This window comes from Microbacterium sp. PAMC22086, assembly GCF_019443525.1.
In the GTDB taxonomy this organism is placed as follows: domain Bacteria; phylum Actinomycetota; class Actinomycetes; order Actinomycetales; family Microbacteriaceae; genus Microbacterium; species Microbacterium maritypicum.
The window spans coordinates 2062977-2076832 of the sequence record NZ_CP080380.1 but is presented as its reverse complement, the minus strand read 5'-3'; the positions used below and the strand labels follow the sequence as shown (position 1 = coordinate 2076832).

12 protein-coding genes are annotated in these 13856 nt (G+C 68.2%); 2 read left to right on the top strand and 10 right to left on the bottom strand.

Annotated elements, in window-relative coordinates; genetic code table 11:
- Positions 1–16 precede the first annotated feature (16 nt).
- The 4 genes from KY497_RS10340 to KY497_RS10325 all read right to left on the bottom strand — a co-directional run bounded on the left by KY497_RS10340 (position 17) and on the right by KY497_RS10325 (position 4224).
- Positions 17–1477 (bottom strand): aspartate ammonia-lyase, encoded by a 1461-nt coding sequence (locus KY497_RS10340; protein WP_219868987.1) that lies wholly within the window; start codon positions 1475–1477, stop codon positions 17–19.
- Between the two features lie 61 nt (positions 1478–1538).
- Complete coding sequence (locus KY497_RS10335; protein WP_218682700.1) at positions 1539–2459, bottom strand: phosphodiesterase; 921 nt, start codon at positions 2457–2459, stop codon at positions 1539–1541.
- A 53-nt stretch (positions 2460–2512) separates the two neighbouring features.
- The gene (locus KY497_RS10330) at positions 2513–2848 is read right to left on the bottom strand and encodes a hypothetical protein (RefSeq protein ID WP_017830946.1); all 336 of its coding nucleotides are present in this window, start codon (positions 2846–2848) and stop codon (positions 2513–2515) included.
- The gene (locus KY497_RS10325; protein ID WP_219868986.1) at positions 2845–4224 is read right to left on the bottom strand and encodes an inorganic phosphate transporter; all 1380 of its coding nucleotides are present in this window, start codon (positions 4222–4224) and stop codon (positions 2845–2847) included. Before KY497_RS10325 ends, KY497_RS10330 begins: the two co-directional genes overlap by 4 nt.
- Before the next feature lie 156 nt (positions 4225–4380).
- Between KY497_RS10325 and KY497_RS10320 the strand changes: the two genes are divergently transcribed.
- Positions 4381–6480 (top strand): S9 family peptidase, encoded by a 2100-nt coding sequence (locus KY497_RS10320; RefSeq protein ID WP_219868985.1) that lies wholly within the window; start codon positions 4381–4383, stop codon positions 6478–6480.
- 50 nt (positions 6481–6530) lie between these two features.
- Here the strand turns inward: KY497_RS10320 and KY497_RS10315 are convergent, their stop codons facing one another.
- The 6 genes from KY497_RS10315 to truB form a co-directional block, all read right to left on the bottom strand.
- Positions 6531–7559, bottom strand: a complete 1029-nt coding sequence (locus KY497_RS10315; protein WP_017830949.1) for a 6-phosphofructokinase — start codon at positions 7557–7559, stop codon at positions 6531–6533.
- Positions 7560–7761: 202 nt separating this feature from the next.
- Positions 7762–9906, bottom strand: a complete 2145-nt coding sequence (locus KY497_RS10310) for a DEAD/DEAH box helicase (protein WP_055868785.1) — start codon at positions 9904–9906, stop codon at positions 7762–7764.
- Positions 9907–10143: 237 nt separating this feature from the next.
- On the bottom strand, positions 10144–11094 hold the full coding sequence (locus KY497_RS10305) for a bifunctional riboflavin kinase/FAD synthetase (RefSeq protein WP_055868787.1): 951 nt from the start codon (positions 11092–11094) through the stop codon (positions 10144–10146).
- A complete protein-coding gene (locus KY497_RS10300; RefSeq protein WP_371861290.1) occupies positions 11091–11528 on the bottom strand; it encodes a hypothetical protein in 438 nt (145 codons plus the stop codon). The genes KY497_RS10305 and KY497_RS10300 overlap by 4 nt, the downstream gene beginning before the upstream one ends.
- A gap of 57 nt (positions 11529–11585) precedes the next feature.
- Positions 11586–11954, bottom strand: coding sequence for a hypothetical protein (locus KY497_RS10295; protein WP_141386375.1), 369 nt, complete (start codon positions 11952–11954; stop codon positions 11586–11588).
- On the bottom strand, positions 11951–12844 hold the full coding sequence (truB, locus tag KY497_RS10290; protein WP_219868984.1) for a tRNA pseudouridine(55) synthase TruB: 894 nt from the start codon (positions 12842–12844) through the stop codon (positions 11951–11953). Before truB ends, KY497_RS10295 begins: the two co-directional genes overlap by 4 nt.
- A 127-nt stretch (positions 12845–12971) precedes the next feature.
- On the opposite strand from truB, the gene KY497_RS10285 reads away from it, so the two are divergent.
- Positions 12972–13838, top strand: coding sequence for an A/G-specific adenine glycosylase (locus KY497_RS10285; RefSeq protein ID WP_055868794.1), 867 nt, complete (start codon positions 12972–12974; stop codon positions 13836–13838).
- Positions 13839–13856 lie beyond the last annotated feature (18 nt).

Below are 13856 nucleotides of genomic sequence, written 5' to 3'. Positions count from 1 at the left end.
CTTCGTATCCGCGTGATCAGATCTCGATCAGGTCCTCCGACGCGATCACCGGGATCGCCGCCGTGATGGTCTCGAGCCCGGACAGGCGTGCGGGCGAGAGCTGCTTGACGACCTCTTCGCGGGACATCAGACCGGCTTCCACCACCAGATCGGCGACACTGCGGTTGGTCAACAGCGCGGTCTTCGCCAGGGCTGCCGCTGCTGCGTAGCCGATGAAGGGCGTCAGTGCGGTGATGACACCGACCGAGGCTCCCACCATCGCCCCCAGGCGGTCGCGGTTGGCGGTGATGCCGTCGACGCAGTTCACGCGCAGGGTCCACATGGCCTGACGCATCCAGGTGATCGACTGGAAGATCGAGTGCGCGATCACCGGCTCGAAGGCGTTCAGCTGCAGCTGCCCGGCTTCCGCCGCCATCGTCACCGTCATGTCGGCACCGGCCACGGCGAACGCCACCTGGTTCACGACCTCGGGGATGACCGGGTTGACCTTGCCGGGCATGATGCTGGAGCCCGCCTGCATGGCGGGGAGGTTGATCTCGCCGAAGCCCGCCTGGGGGCCCGACGAGAGCAGCCGGAGGTCGTTGCAGATCTTCGACAGCTTCATCGCGTTGCGCTTGAGCGTCGAGGAGAACGACATGAACGATCCGGTGTCGCTGGTGGCCTCGACGAGGTCGCCGGCGGTGCGCAGGTCGAGTTCGGTGATCTCACGCAGGTGCTTGAGCACAGCGGGCGCGTAACCGGGGTGGGTCGTGATGCCGGTGCCGATAGCCGTGGCGCCCATGTTGATCTCGAACATCAGCGAGGCGTTCTCGGTGAGGCGCGTGTGGTCGTAGCCGAGCGTGGTGGCGAAGCCGTTGAACTCCTGGCCCAGCGTCATGGGCACGGCGTCCTGCAGCTGGGTGCGCCCGACCTTCAGAACGTCGTGGAACTCGCGCGACTTGCCCAGGAACGACAGCCGCAGCAGGTCGAGCTCTTCGAGCAACGAGCGCAGCGTCAGCGAGAGGCCGATCTTCACTGCCGTCGGGTACACGTCGTTGGTGGACTGGCTGCGGTTGGTGTGATCGATCGGCGACAGGAAGGCGTAGTCGCCCTTCTCGCGGCCGGCCATCTCGAGCGCGATGTTGGTGATGACCTCGTTCGCGTTCATGTTGGTCGAGGTGCCGGCGCCGCCCTGGATGACACCGACCGTGAACTGCTCGTGGAACTCGCCGTCGATCACTCGCTGCGCGGCACGATCGATCAGGTCAGCGAGCTCGGGGTCGAGCACTCCGATCTCGCGGTTCGCGCGGGCGCTGGCCTGCTTGACCATCGCGAGGCCGACCACCAGGTCGGGATACACCGAGATGGGTCGCTTCGTGATCGGGAAGTTCGCGTCGGCGCGGGCGGTGTGGATCCCCCAGTACGCGTCGACGGGAATCTCCATGCTCCCGAGCGAATCGGTCTCGGTGCGGGTCGGGGTAGGCGCGGCAGAAGCCATGTCACATCCTCGTGGGTCGTGGCGGGTGAGAAGGGTGGGGGATGCCCCCAGTCTACGCCGCTCAGCGTCCGGGTTTGCGGGAGAAGGCCTCGAGTCGCCCTTCCGGGCTGAGCTTCGCCATGCGCTCCAGCCAGGCCTCGGAGAAGTAGTCGCCGGTCGGGGCCTCGGTCACCGGGACCACGGTGTGCGTGATCGTGTCGGGGTAGACGTGGACGATCTGGAAGGCCTGCGCGGCGTCCATGCCGTTGACCTCGGCCGACGGACACGCGACGTTCATCGTGTAGCACGTCGCCGAGGCGACGCTCACGGGAACCCCGGCGAAAAGGCCGTGAGAGGAATAGTGCAGATGCCCGGCGAGGATGCCGCGCACATCGCTCCCCCGCACGATGTCTGCGAGCTCGTCTTGATGCCGCAGCTCCAGGATGTCGAACAGCGGCAGATGGCTCGGGATCGGCGGATGGTGCATCGCCAGCAGCGTCCCGTGCGGGGCGGGCTCGGCGAGCACCTCCGCCAGCCAGGCGAGCTGACCGTCATCGAGATCTCCGTAATGCCACCCCGGGACACTGGTGTCCAGCGCGATGAGTCGGAGGCCGTCGAGGTTCCAGACACCGGTCACCGGCTCCTCGGTCGGCGTCAGATCCAGCAGGCCCTCTCGCAGAGCCGGCCGCTCATCATGGTTGCCTGCCACCCAGATGACCGGGGCCCGCAGCGCCTCGGCCACCGGCTCGACCGCGGCCCGAAGGCGACGATAGGCGTCGGGCTCCCCCAGGTCGGCCAAGTCCCCCGTGACGACGATGGCCGTGGGGTGCGGATGCACGGTGCGGATCGCCTCCAACGTGCGGGCGAAGTTCTCCTCGACGTCGTAGCGTCCGCCCAGCCGCACTCCCCCGGCGAGGAAATGCGGGTCGCTGACGTGGATGAGCACGTGCGACGCGGGCTCGTGCCTGCCGAAGACGTAGGGAGTGCCGGTTCCTGCGGACATGACATCAGCCTATGGCCGCACCGGCCCCCGCACCGGGCCCCGTTCCGCCGTCGTCAGTGACCGATGACGAGGAGCAGGATGCCGCTCACCACTGCGGCGGCGCAGAGCGCGAAGCAGCCGTAGGCCCCGACGAGGGCCAGCGACTTCTGCCCCTCGGTCAACGGACTCTTGCGCGCGGCCTTCGCCGCCTGCTTCTCGGCGCGCTTGAGCTCCTTCTCGGTGATCACCGTGATGGCGTCCGTGAACTCCGCCGGGCTCACCACCGGAGCCCGACCGCTGCGCACGAGCAGACGCAGACCCAGCGCGTAGAACGTGACGATGGCCGCGGCGCCGATGAGGGCTGCCGCGAAAACCTGGAGGAACGCGAACCAGTCGATCACGACGTTCATGCGGACTCCCCGTTCCGATCGGCATCTGCCTTCTTCTTCGATGCCGCAGACTTGGACGCACCGGCGCCCGCCTTGGCCTCCGCCTTCTTCTTGGCCTTGGCCGCGGCATCCTTCTTCGCCTGCGCCTTCGCCTTCTCCCTGGCCTCGGCACGGGCCCTGGCCTCAGCCTTGGCCTGCTCGATGCGCTGTTGACGACGCGTCGGCGGGGGCGTGTCGGGAAGCTCGATGGCCATGCCGGACTCGGCGACATCACTCATCGCGTTGGCGGGCGTGACGGCGTTGCGACGCGAGCGCATGTACAGACCGAGGATGATCAGGACCGCGATCACGGCGTCGATCGCGACGCCCCAGTTGCCCAGCCAGACCACGAGCAGCGCAGCGAGCGCTCCCACTCCACCGGCGGCGGGAAGCGTCAGCAGCCAGCCGATGCCGATGCGGCCGGCGGTCCGCCAGCGCACCGTGGACCCGCGGCGACCGAGGCCGGATCCGATGACCGATCCGGAGGCGACCTGCGTGGTCGAGAGTGCGAATCCGAGGGCGCTGGAGGCGAGGATGGTGGCGGCTGTCGAGCTCTCCGCCGCGAAGCCCTGTGCGGGCTTGACGTCGGTCAGGCCCTTGCCGAGGGTGCGGATGATGCGCCAGCCGCCCAGGTAGGTGCCGAGCGCGATCGTGAACGCACACGCGATGATGACCCACAGCTCGGGCTCGTGGTGAGCGCCGGACTGCCAGCCGATCGTGATCATCGCGAGGGTGATCACACCCATCGTCTTCTGGGCGTCGTTGGTGCCGTGAGCCAGCGCGACCAGCGAGGAGGTGAAGATCTGCCCCCACCGGAATCCGTCGCGACCGTCGGGCTTTCCGTCGTAGCGACGGGTGATCGAGTAGGCGATCTTCGTCGCGGCGAAGGCGATCAGGCCTGCCGTGGCCGGAGCGATCAGCGCGGGGAGCACGATCTTGGAGAGCACCATGCCGAAGTCGATGCCGCCGATGCCTGCGCCGACGAGGGTGGCGCCGATGAGCCCACCGAAGAGCGCGTGCGACGAGCTCGAGGGAAGACCGAGAAGCCACGTGAGCATGTTCCAGGTGATCGCACCGATCAGACCGGCGAAGATCAACGACAGGAACAGATCCGCCCCGGCCTCGATGATCGCATCCTCGCGGATGATCCCGCCGGAGATGGTCTTGGAGACCTCGGTCGACAGGAAGGCGCCGACGAGGTTGAGAACGGCGGCGAGGAGGACGGCTGTCTTGGGCTTCAGCGCGCCGGTGGCGATCGGCGTCGCCATGGCGTTCGCCGTATCGTGAAAGCCGTTGGTGAAGTCGAAGAAGAGTGCCAGCGCGATGACAAGCACGACGATGAGGGCTGCGGTTTCCACCGTTCGCTTTCGGTCGTTTGAGGAAGAAGGAGATGTCGACGTGATCGATGTGATGAACGAAGAGTTCACCGTGGGTTTGACTTCCGTTAACCGGCCCCGGTAGATCCTCCCACCCTCCCCCGTGCCGGTCAACTCGACCTGGGATAGCGTGAGACGGTGACTGACGCTCCTACCGCCGACCGCCGCTCCTCCCTCCGCACCCACCACGGTGACACCTTCGACGATCCGTACGAATGGCTCCGCGCAAAGGAGTCGGCGGAGGTCGTGTCCCACCTCGAGGCCGAGAACGCCCACACGGATGCCCAGACGGCACACCTCGCCGCTCTGCGCGAGCGGCTCTTCGAAGAGATCAAGGGCCGCGTGCAGGAGACGGACCTCTCCGTTCCCACCCGCCGTGGCCACTGGTGGTACTACAGCCGCACCGAGGAGGGCGCGCAGTACGGCATCCAGTGCCGCGCCGCGGCCGAGCCCGACGACTGGACTCCTCCGCGTCTCGAGCCCGGTGTCCCGGTTCCCGGCGAGGTCGTGCTCCTCGACGGCAACATCGAGGCGGAGGGGCACGAGTTCTTCTCGCTCGGAGCGTTCGACACGTCCGACGACGCCACGAAGCTGCTGTGGTCCACCGACTTCGAAGGTGACGAGCTGTACACCGTGCACGTGCGCGACCTCACCACCGGCACCACGCTCGATGACGAGATCCCGAACACGGGCGGCGCTTTCTTCACACCAGACGGTCGGGGTGTGATCTACACGACCCGCGACGAGGCGTGGAGGCCCGACACTTTGTGGCTGCACCGCCTCGGCACGCCCGTCACCGACGACGTGAAGCTCTTCCACGAGCCGGATGAGAAGTTCTGGCTCGGTGCCGGGATCACCCGTAGCCGCCGGTATCTGGTCATCGCGGTCGGTTCGAGCATCACGAGCGAGGAGTACCTCGTCGATCTGACGGGCGAGCTGACCGCGGAGCCGCAGCTCGTGTGGCCGCGTCGCGAAGGCGTGGAGTACTCGGTCGAGCATGCGGTCGTAGACGGCGAGGATCGCCTGCTCGTGCTGCACAACGACGGAGCGCTCGACTTCGAGCTCGTCTCGGTGTCAGCGTCCGAGCCGCAGGGCGAGCGACACCTGGTGCTCGCGCATGAGCAGGGCAGACGACTCCTCGGTGTCGATGCGTTCCGCGACTTCGCCACCGTGGAGTACCGCAGCGAGGGACTCGAGCGCGTCGGTCTGCTCGACTACGCCACGGATGCGGTCGACGAGCTGGTGTTCGACGAACCGCTCTACTCGGCCGGCGTGAGCGGGAACCCCGAATGGCACTCGCCGTTCCTGCGTCTGGGCTACACCTCGTTCGTGACGCCGGGGACCGTGTACGACCTCGACCTCGCGACCCGGGAGCTGGTGCTGCGCAAGCAGGTGCCGGTGCTGGGGGGCTACGACCCCGCCGACTACGGCCAGCGACGCGAGTGGGCGACCGCATCAGACGGCGTGCGCGTGCCGATCTCGCTCGTGTGGAAGCGCTCGTTCGGCGAACCAGGCGTCGAGCCGCGTCCGGTGCACCTGTACGGCTACGGATCGTACGAGCACTCGATCGACCCCGGCTTCTCCGTGGCACGCCTTTCCGAACTCGACAGGGGTGTGATCTTCGCGGTCGCGCACGTGCGCGGAGGCGGCGAGATGGGCCGGCAGTGGTACGAGGACGGCAAACTCCTGCACAAGCGCAACACGTTCACGGACTTCGTCTCCTGCGGCGAGCACCTGGTCGAGTCGGGTGTGACCACGCCGAGTCGGATGGTGGCCGAGGGAGGCAGCGCCGGCGGCCTGCTGATGGGCGCGGTGACGAACCTCGCGCCCGAGCTCTTCGCCGGCATCCTCGCCGGCGTGCCGTTCGTGGACGCCCTGACGACGATCCTCGATCCGTCGTTGCCGCTGACCGTCATCGAATGGGACGAGTGGGGCGACCCGCTCCATGACCCGGACGTCTACGCCTACATGAAGTCGTACAGCCCCTACGAGAACGTCCGCGACGGCGTGGACTACCCACGGATCCTCGCCGTGACGTCCCTGAACGACACGCGGGTGCTCTACGTGGAGCCCGCGAAGTGGGTCGCACGCCTGCGCGAGGCCGGGGCGAAGGACGTGCTCCTCAAGTGCGAGATGGTCGCCGGACACGGTGGGGTGAGCGGGCGCTACAACTCCTGGAAGGAGCGGGCGTTCGAACTCGCCTGGCTGCTGGACACTCTCGGCCTCGCCGCGGAGTGAATCGCTGAGGCTGAGCTCGTCCGCGGAGGGCGGACTCAGCCTCAGGCGGCTCAGCCGAAGAGCGCCGCCGCCTCGTCGTAGCGGTAGCGCGGGACCGTGTTCAGTTCGCCCAGTGCGTCGGCGAACGGCACCCGGACGATATCCGTGCCCTGCATGGCGACCATCTGGCCCCAGGCGCCGTCGACGATCGCGTCGGCAGCGTGCAGACCGAGTCGTGTCGCGAGCACGCGGTCGAACGCCGAGGGCGATCCGCCGCGCTGGATGTGACCGAGGATCGTCGCCCGCGTCTCGATGCCGGTGATGCGCTCGATCTCGGGCGCGAGCAGGTCGCCGATGCCGCCGAGGCGGGGGCGGTTGAAGGCGTCGAGGCCCTTGTCGCTGTAGGCCTCGTCCATTCCGAGGAGCTTGAACCCCTCGGAGACGACGACCAGAGGCGCGCGACCGCGATCATGCGCGCTGGTCACCAGCTCCGTGATCTCGTCGATCGACATCGGCACCTCGGGGATGCAGACGACGTGAGCTCCGGCAGCCATTCCGGCGTGCAGTGCGATCCAGCCGACGTGACGGCCCATGACCTCTGCGACCATGCAGCGCTGGTGCGAGTCGCCGGTCGTGCGCAGCCGATCCATCGCATCCGTGGCGATGTTCACCGCGGTGTCGAAGCCGAACGAGTAGTCGGTCGCCTGCAGGTCGTTGTCGATCGTCTTGGGGACCCCGATGACCTTGATGCCGTCCTTGGCGAGACGGTCCGCTGCGGCCAGCGTGCCCTCACCACCGATCGCGATGATGCCGTCGATCTTGTGCCCGTAGAGGGTCTTGGCAATGTTGTCGGCTCCCCCACGCTCGCCCTCGTACGGGTTCGTGCGGCTGGTGCCGAGGATCGTGCCGCCGACCTTCGACAGCCCCTTCACCTCGTGTCGGGTCAGCGGCATGAAGTCACCGTCGACCAGGCCCCGCCATCCGTCGCGGATGCCGACGAACTCGAGGTCGTATGACGTCGTGCCCTTGAGCACGATGCCGCGGATGACCGCGTTGAGGCCGGGGCAGTCGCCGCCGCTCGTCAGGATGCCGATCTTCATGCTGGTGCCTTCAGACGTTCGGGAGATGGGGGAACAGGCGACGCTGCCTTCGATCGACACTAGCGCCCCGGCACGCTCGGGCGCCATTCGGGAGCGGCGAAAAACGTCGATCTTGACGACCTGATTCACCGATATCGTCGAACTTCCCGGTCTCGAGTGTTCTCGCACCGGATCCGACGTTAAGAACGGCGATTCTTGACGCCTATGCTCCGCCCAGTGCCTGTCGCAGCAGGTGCATGAGTGCCGCCAGCTGCACCGGCTCTGCGGCCGACTCCTCGACCGCTTCACCGTCGAGAGCGCGCGCCGCGAGCCCCTGCTTCTGGTCGATCAGCTCCGCGATCTTCGTGTCGATCGTGTGCGCGGCGATGATCCGCCACGCGGTGACCGGCTCGCCCTGGCCGATGCGGTGCACACGGTCGATCGCCTGCGTCTGCTCGGCGGCCGTCCACGACAGCTCGGCGAGCACGACGTTCGACGCGGCCTGCAGGTTGAGCCCGACGCCTGCCGCGGTGAGCGAGCAGACGGCGATGCCAACTTCGGGGTCGCCGTTGAAATCGTCGATGGCCTGCTGCCGGACCGTGGAGGTCTGGTCGCCACGGATCGACACCGAGCGGATGCCTGCCGCGGCGAAGTGCGCCTCGGCCTGGTCCATGACGTCGATGTGCTTCGCGAAGAACACGACCTTGCCGACCGAGCGCTGCAGTTGAGCGGCATAGTCTGCAGCCAGCGGCGCCTTGGCCTGACCGATGCGACGGACCATGGTGAAGACGTTGTCTCCCCCGGTGCCGGCGGCCTTGGACTCCTCGAGCTCGTTCTGGGCGACCAGCCGCACGATGTCCTCGTCGATCTCTCCCGACGCGAGCCCACGGTCTCCGCGAGCCTCGATGATACGGCGGTAGCGAGCGGCGAGCCGCTCCCCCAGCTCGCGCTCGGCCTGGCGGATGCTGCGCCCGAACTCGTCGTCGAGCTGCACCGGCAGATCGGCGATCAGCTTGTCCGGGAGATCGGCGGCGACGTCCTTCTTCTTGCGACGGACGATCCCCATGGAGATCACCGCATCGCGGGCCTCGGGGTAGAACGCCTTGTCTGCCGGGGTGAATCCTGTGGCGTCGAGCTTCTCCATGAGCTCAGGGCCCGGCTTCTCACCGGTGGTCCAGCCGAGGAAGCGCCAGATCGCGTCGAAATCCTCGACGTCGTTGATCAGCGGCGTACCGGTGAGGGCGAGCATCAGAGGATCGTGCCCCGGAGTGCGCTCGCGCACCTGGGCGGCCAGCGACAGCACGTTCTGCGACCGCTGCGAGGAGAGGTTCTTGATGAAGTGCGCCTCGTCGACGACCATCCCGCGCAGACCGATGGAGGCGAGCCACGACATGTGCCGGTCGAGGATCTCGTAGTTCACGATGAACACGTCGGCGAACGCGTCGATGTCATCGCCGTCGCCCTGGATCACCGTCGCCCGGCGCTGGGGCGTCCAGCGCTCGACCTCGCGCGCCCAGTTCATCTTGACGACGTTGGGCACGACCACCAGCAGCGGATATGCACCAGCGACGGAAGCGGCGAGCACCGACTGCGCGGTCTTGCCGAGACCGGGCTCGTCGGCGAGGAGGAAGCTGCGGTGTCCGGCCTTGACGGCCTCGAGGAACCGGGACTGATGCACCATGACCTCGAGGCCCTTGGGCGAGATGTGGTCGAATTCCGGCGCCGGCGGCAGATCCATCGACGCGGCGGACCCACCGGCCCCGGTCTCGAAAGCCTTGTACAGCGGACCCATGAGCTCCCAGCCGTCGAGACGGCGGCGCGGCGTGGCCGTCGAACGCGGCGTCAGGTCGGGAGCGAGGAAGGGGTTGGCCAACTGTCGCGCCTCGACGGACGGCGGAGTGACCTGGCGCTCCGCGATCGCCGCCGGGATCGCGGAGATCTGCACCGGTGCGGCGTCGGCGATGATGAGCTCTTCCGGGGCGAGTTCGGCTCCGGATTCGAGCAGCCAGTCCCGGCGCATGCGCTTGGCCACCGGCGATGTCGCCTGGTCGGCTTCCAGGAGTTGGATCAGTGAGGTGTCACGGGCGGCCGTCTTCGCGAGGATCGTGGCCACGCCGTCGAGCCGCTTCAGCAACTCGGCGCGTGCGGGATCGCCGATCTCGGCATCCGCCTTCACCCTGGCGCGCTCTTCGCGCACCAGGAAGGCGATCACCTGGAACTTCACTCGATTCGTGGGACCGAGCTTCCCTCGCTGCGACTTCGCCTCGATCTCGCGCACCTTGCGCGCGAGGATCGGGATGAGGGGTGCCTCATCGTCGCGACGGGACGTCTTCTTGCGCCGCGTGGCGGCGGTTGCCGTAGTCGGCATGCTCCTCCTGAGCGTGAAGGCTCCGGCTTCCCCAGGAAACCATGAGCCGTTCTCGTTGTCCGCGTGTGGCGTGAGCCAGGACCGTGCGAACAGTGGATCTTCTTCCCGCCGGGGAACGCGAGAGTCGCGAAGTTCGGCGGGAGCCGATGATCATTCTATGCCATCTCGCTCGCTCAGCGGAGATCGCCCACGCCGAGCCGTCCATCCCGCACGGTCGAACCGGCGATCCGCTCTCGGCTAGGACGAGAGCCCGAGAGCCCGCGCCGCATCCGTGACATCGGCACCCATCTGCACCATCAGCTTGTCGATGCCCTCGAAGGCCACCATGCCCCGCAGCCGCTCCACGAACTCGACCGTGACGTCGTGCCCGTAGAGGTCGAGACCCGTCTCTCCCAGCACGTGAGCCTCGACCTGTCGCACGAGGACGTCGTCGAAGGTGGGATTGGTCCCGACGGAGATCGCCGACGGATGCCGGATCCCGGTGTCGTGGTCGACGAGCCATCCCGCGTACACGCCGTCCGCCGGCACGAACGCATCGACGATGGTCGAGAGGTTCGCCGTGGGGAACCCGAGTTCCCGCCCGCGCTTGAGTCCGTGCACGACGACTCCGCGCACATCGGGATGGCGTCCGAGCACGGTCGTCGCCGCAGCGACGTCGCCCTCCATCAGCAGCTCGCGGATCCAGCTCGACGACACGCGTCGCGTGGAGCCGGGGAGGTACACGTCGTCGATGACCTCGACCGAGAAGCCGTGACGAGGACCGAGCTCGCGCAGAAGCTCGGGGGTGCCGGCTCCCCGAGCGCCGAACCGGAAGTCCTGCCCGACGAGGACCGTGGAGACCCGAAGGGCTCCGACGAGGATGTCGACGACGAAGTCCTCAGCGCTGCGGGCGGCGAGTTCCTCGTCGAACGTGAGCACCAGAGTGGCGTCGAGCCCGAGCTCGCCCAGGAGGTCGAGCTTGCGCTCGACCGTGACGACGTTCTCCGGGCAGCGGTCGGGACGGATCACGGCCAGCGGGTTGCGGTCGAACGTGACGGCGACCGACCGGCTGCCCGTCGCTGCGGCCGCTTCCTCGAGGCGCTCGATCACGGCTCGGTGGCCGGCATGGACGCCGTCGAACTTGCCGATCGCGACCGCGCTCGGTCCGAAGTCGTCCGGCACCTCTTCCGGGCTGCGGAAGACGATCACGCGCCGACCTCGACCGGACGCACGACGTCGGCCGGGCGGTGCGTGCGCAGCCACCAGATGCCGAAGACGGGCAGGACCAGCGGAATGAACAGGTAACCGCGCCCGAACAGCGACCACACGGTCTCATGCTGGAACAGGTCGGGCATCAGAAGGCTCAGCACCCCCACCACGAGGACGCCGGTGAGCTCGAAGACGATCGCGACCCAAGCGACCGAGTACCAGCCGCGGCGGCGGGCCAGGACGAGGGCGAGTGTGGCGAGGATGTACACGACGGCGGCGAGTGCGGAGAGCGCGTACGCCAGCGGCGCCTCGTCGAAGCGACGGACGATCTGCACGAAGCTGCGTCCGGTCGCGGCCAGCGCCATCACGGCATAGACGATCACGAGGACGCGACCGATTCCGGTCATCCGAGAGGAGGGGGCGGTGGAGCTCATAGCGCATTCCATCCTAGAGCCGCAGAAGAGGTCGGGTCTGCGCTCCGACCCGCCGCGTCACGCGATCTGGACGGACCAGATGACCTGCATACGCCACAGCATCACCGCGATCGCGAGCGCCGCCACCCCGAGGATCACCGTGCTCCAGCGACTGCGCTCCATGAGCGCCCACAGCACCGCGCCGACGGGCAGGAGCACCGCGGAGACCAGGTAGACCCAGTACTCGAGCAGGTCTCCGGTCGGAGGGTTCCCGATCAGCGGCGCAACGATGGCGACGATCACCTGCACGATGAGCAGCACCTCGACGAGGGCGAGGGCGCCGACGCTGAAGTCGCTCGGCCGTCTGCCGATCAGACCCGCGACGAGACAGAAGATGCCGGCGGCGACGGCGATGACGATCTGCGCGATCGTGAGCCACAGGATCATCGGTCGCCCTCCGGCATGTTCATGGCGCTCTTGAGGTCGGCACCGCGCTTCTCGACGATGCCGATCAGGAGCCCCTCCGGGTCGATCGCTGCACCGATCGTCTCTTCGAGGCGCGCGGCCTGGCCGCTCAGCCGCTTGCCGTGACGGAGGTCGCGTGCCTCGTCACCGGACATCTCCAGCACGGGGAGGATCCGGCCGGCCGCCTCGCCCGGGGTCAGAGTCGCGGCGCCCTCCAGCGCGTCGAGACCGACCGCATCGGACACATCGAACGGACCGACCCGCGTGCGGCGCAGCGCGGTGAGGTGACCGCCGACGCCGAGCGAGGCCCCGAGATCGCGGGCGAGGGAGCGGATGTACGTTCCGGACGAGCAGTCGACGACGACGTCGAGATCGAGATGGCCGTCGCCTCGCCTGGTTGCGAGCAGGTCGAAGCGCGACACGACGACATCGCGTGCGGCGAGCACGACCTCTTCGCCGGCGCGCACGCGCTCATAAGCGCGACGACCGTCCACCTTGATCGCCGAGACGGCACTGGGAACCTGGGAGATCTCACCCGTGAGCTGCGTGATGCCGGCCGACACCGCCTCATCGGTCACCGCGTCCCACGCTTCGGGCGCGGCCGTGGTGAGGATCTCCCCTTCCGCATCGTCCGTGCCCGTCGTCTGGCCGAGACGGATCGTCGCCACGTAGGTCTTGTCCGCACCGACGATGTAGGTCAGGAGCCTGGTCGCGCCCTCGATGCCGATCACCAGCAGTCCGGTCGCCATCGGGTCGAGTGTTCCGGCGTGCCCCACCTTGCGGGTGCCGAACGCGCGTCGCGTGCGGGCGACGACGTCGTGACTGGTCAGCCCTGCGGGCTTGTCGACGAGGAGGATGCCGGGCGAGACCATCCCCCCAGCCTACCGAGCGCGCGAGCGGGATCTGCGCGTGCGGATGCCCGGTGGCTCCCCTCTCCTGGCCGTCGATCCGCTCGCATAGGCTGGACGGGTGCCTCTCCCACCGGCCTCTCTCGAGCTGATGTCGCCCCTGCCGACGTGGTATCGAGCGACCGCTCGCGACCTGCCGTGGCGTCGACCTTCCTTCCATGACGAGTTCGGCGCCTGGGGCGTTTTGGTGAGCGAGTTCATGTTGCAGCAGACGCCCGTCACGAGGGTCATCCCTCACCTCGAGGCGTGGTTGGAGCGGTGGCCGACGCCCTCGGAGATGGCCACCGCATCGACAGCGGACGTCGTGCAGCAGTGGGCGAACCTGGGATATCCCCGGCGCGCGCTGTGGTTGCACCGTGCCGCGGTCGAGATCACCGAGCGACACGGGGGGATCGTTCCGCGCGAGGTGGACGCCCTGCTGGCCCTTTCCGGTATCGGCGACTACACCGCTCGCGCCGTCGCGGTGTTCGCCTACGGCGACCGGCATCCCGTGGTCGACACGAACACCCGACGGGTGCTCGCGCGCGCCGTCGAGGGCAGGGCACAGCCGGGACCCCCTTCGCGCCGGGACCTCGACCTGATGGCCGACCTGCTGCCGGACGATGTCGCCGAAGCTGCGGTGTTCAATGCCGCAGCGATGGAGCTCGGCGCCACGGTGTGCACGTCCCGGGCGCCGCGGTGCGAGCTGTGCCCTCTCGCCGGCAGCTGCGCATGGCTGGCCGCCGGGAGACCGGACACGGGTGATGAGCGCCGACGCCAGGCCGCATACGAGGGGTCCGACCGACAGGCCCGCGGCGCGGTGCTGAAGCTGCTGCGGAACATCGACCCAGACGCCGTCCCGCTCGACGCCGTCCTGCCGGACTGGCCCGATCCCGGGCAGCGTGATCGGGCTATCGACTCGCTCATCGCCGACGGACTCGCCGAAGCCGATGGGGTCTCTCTGTTCCTGCCGCGGTGACGACGACCGGCTCAGGCG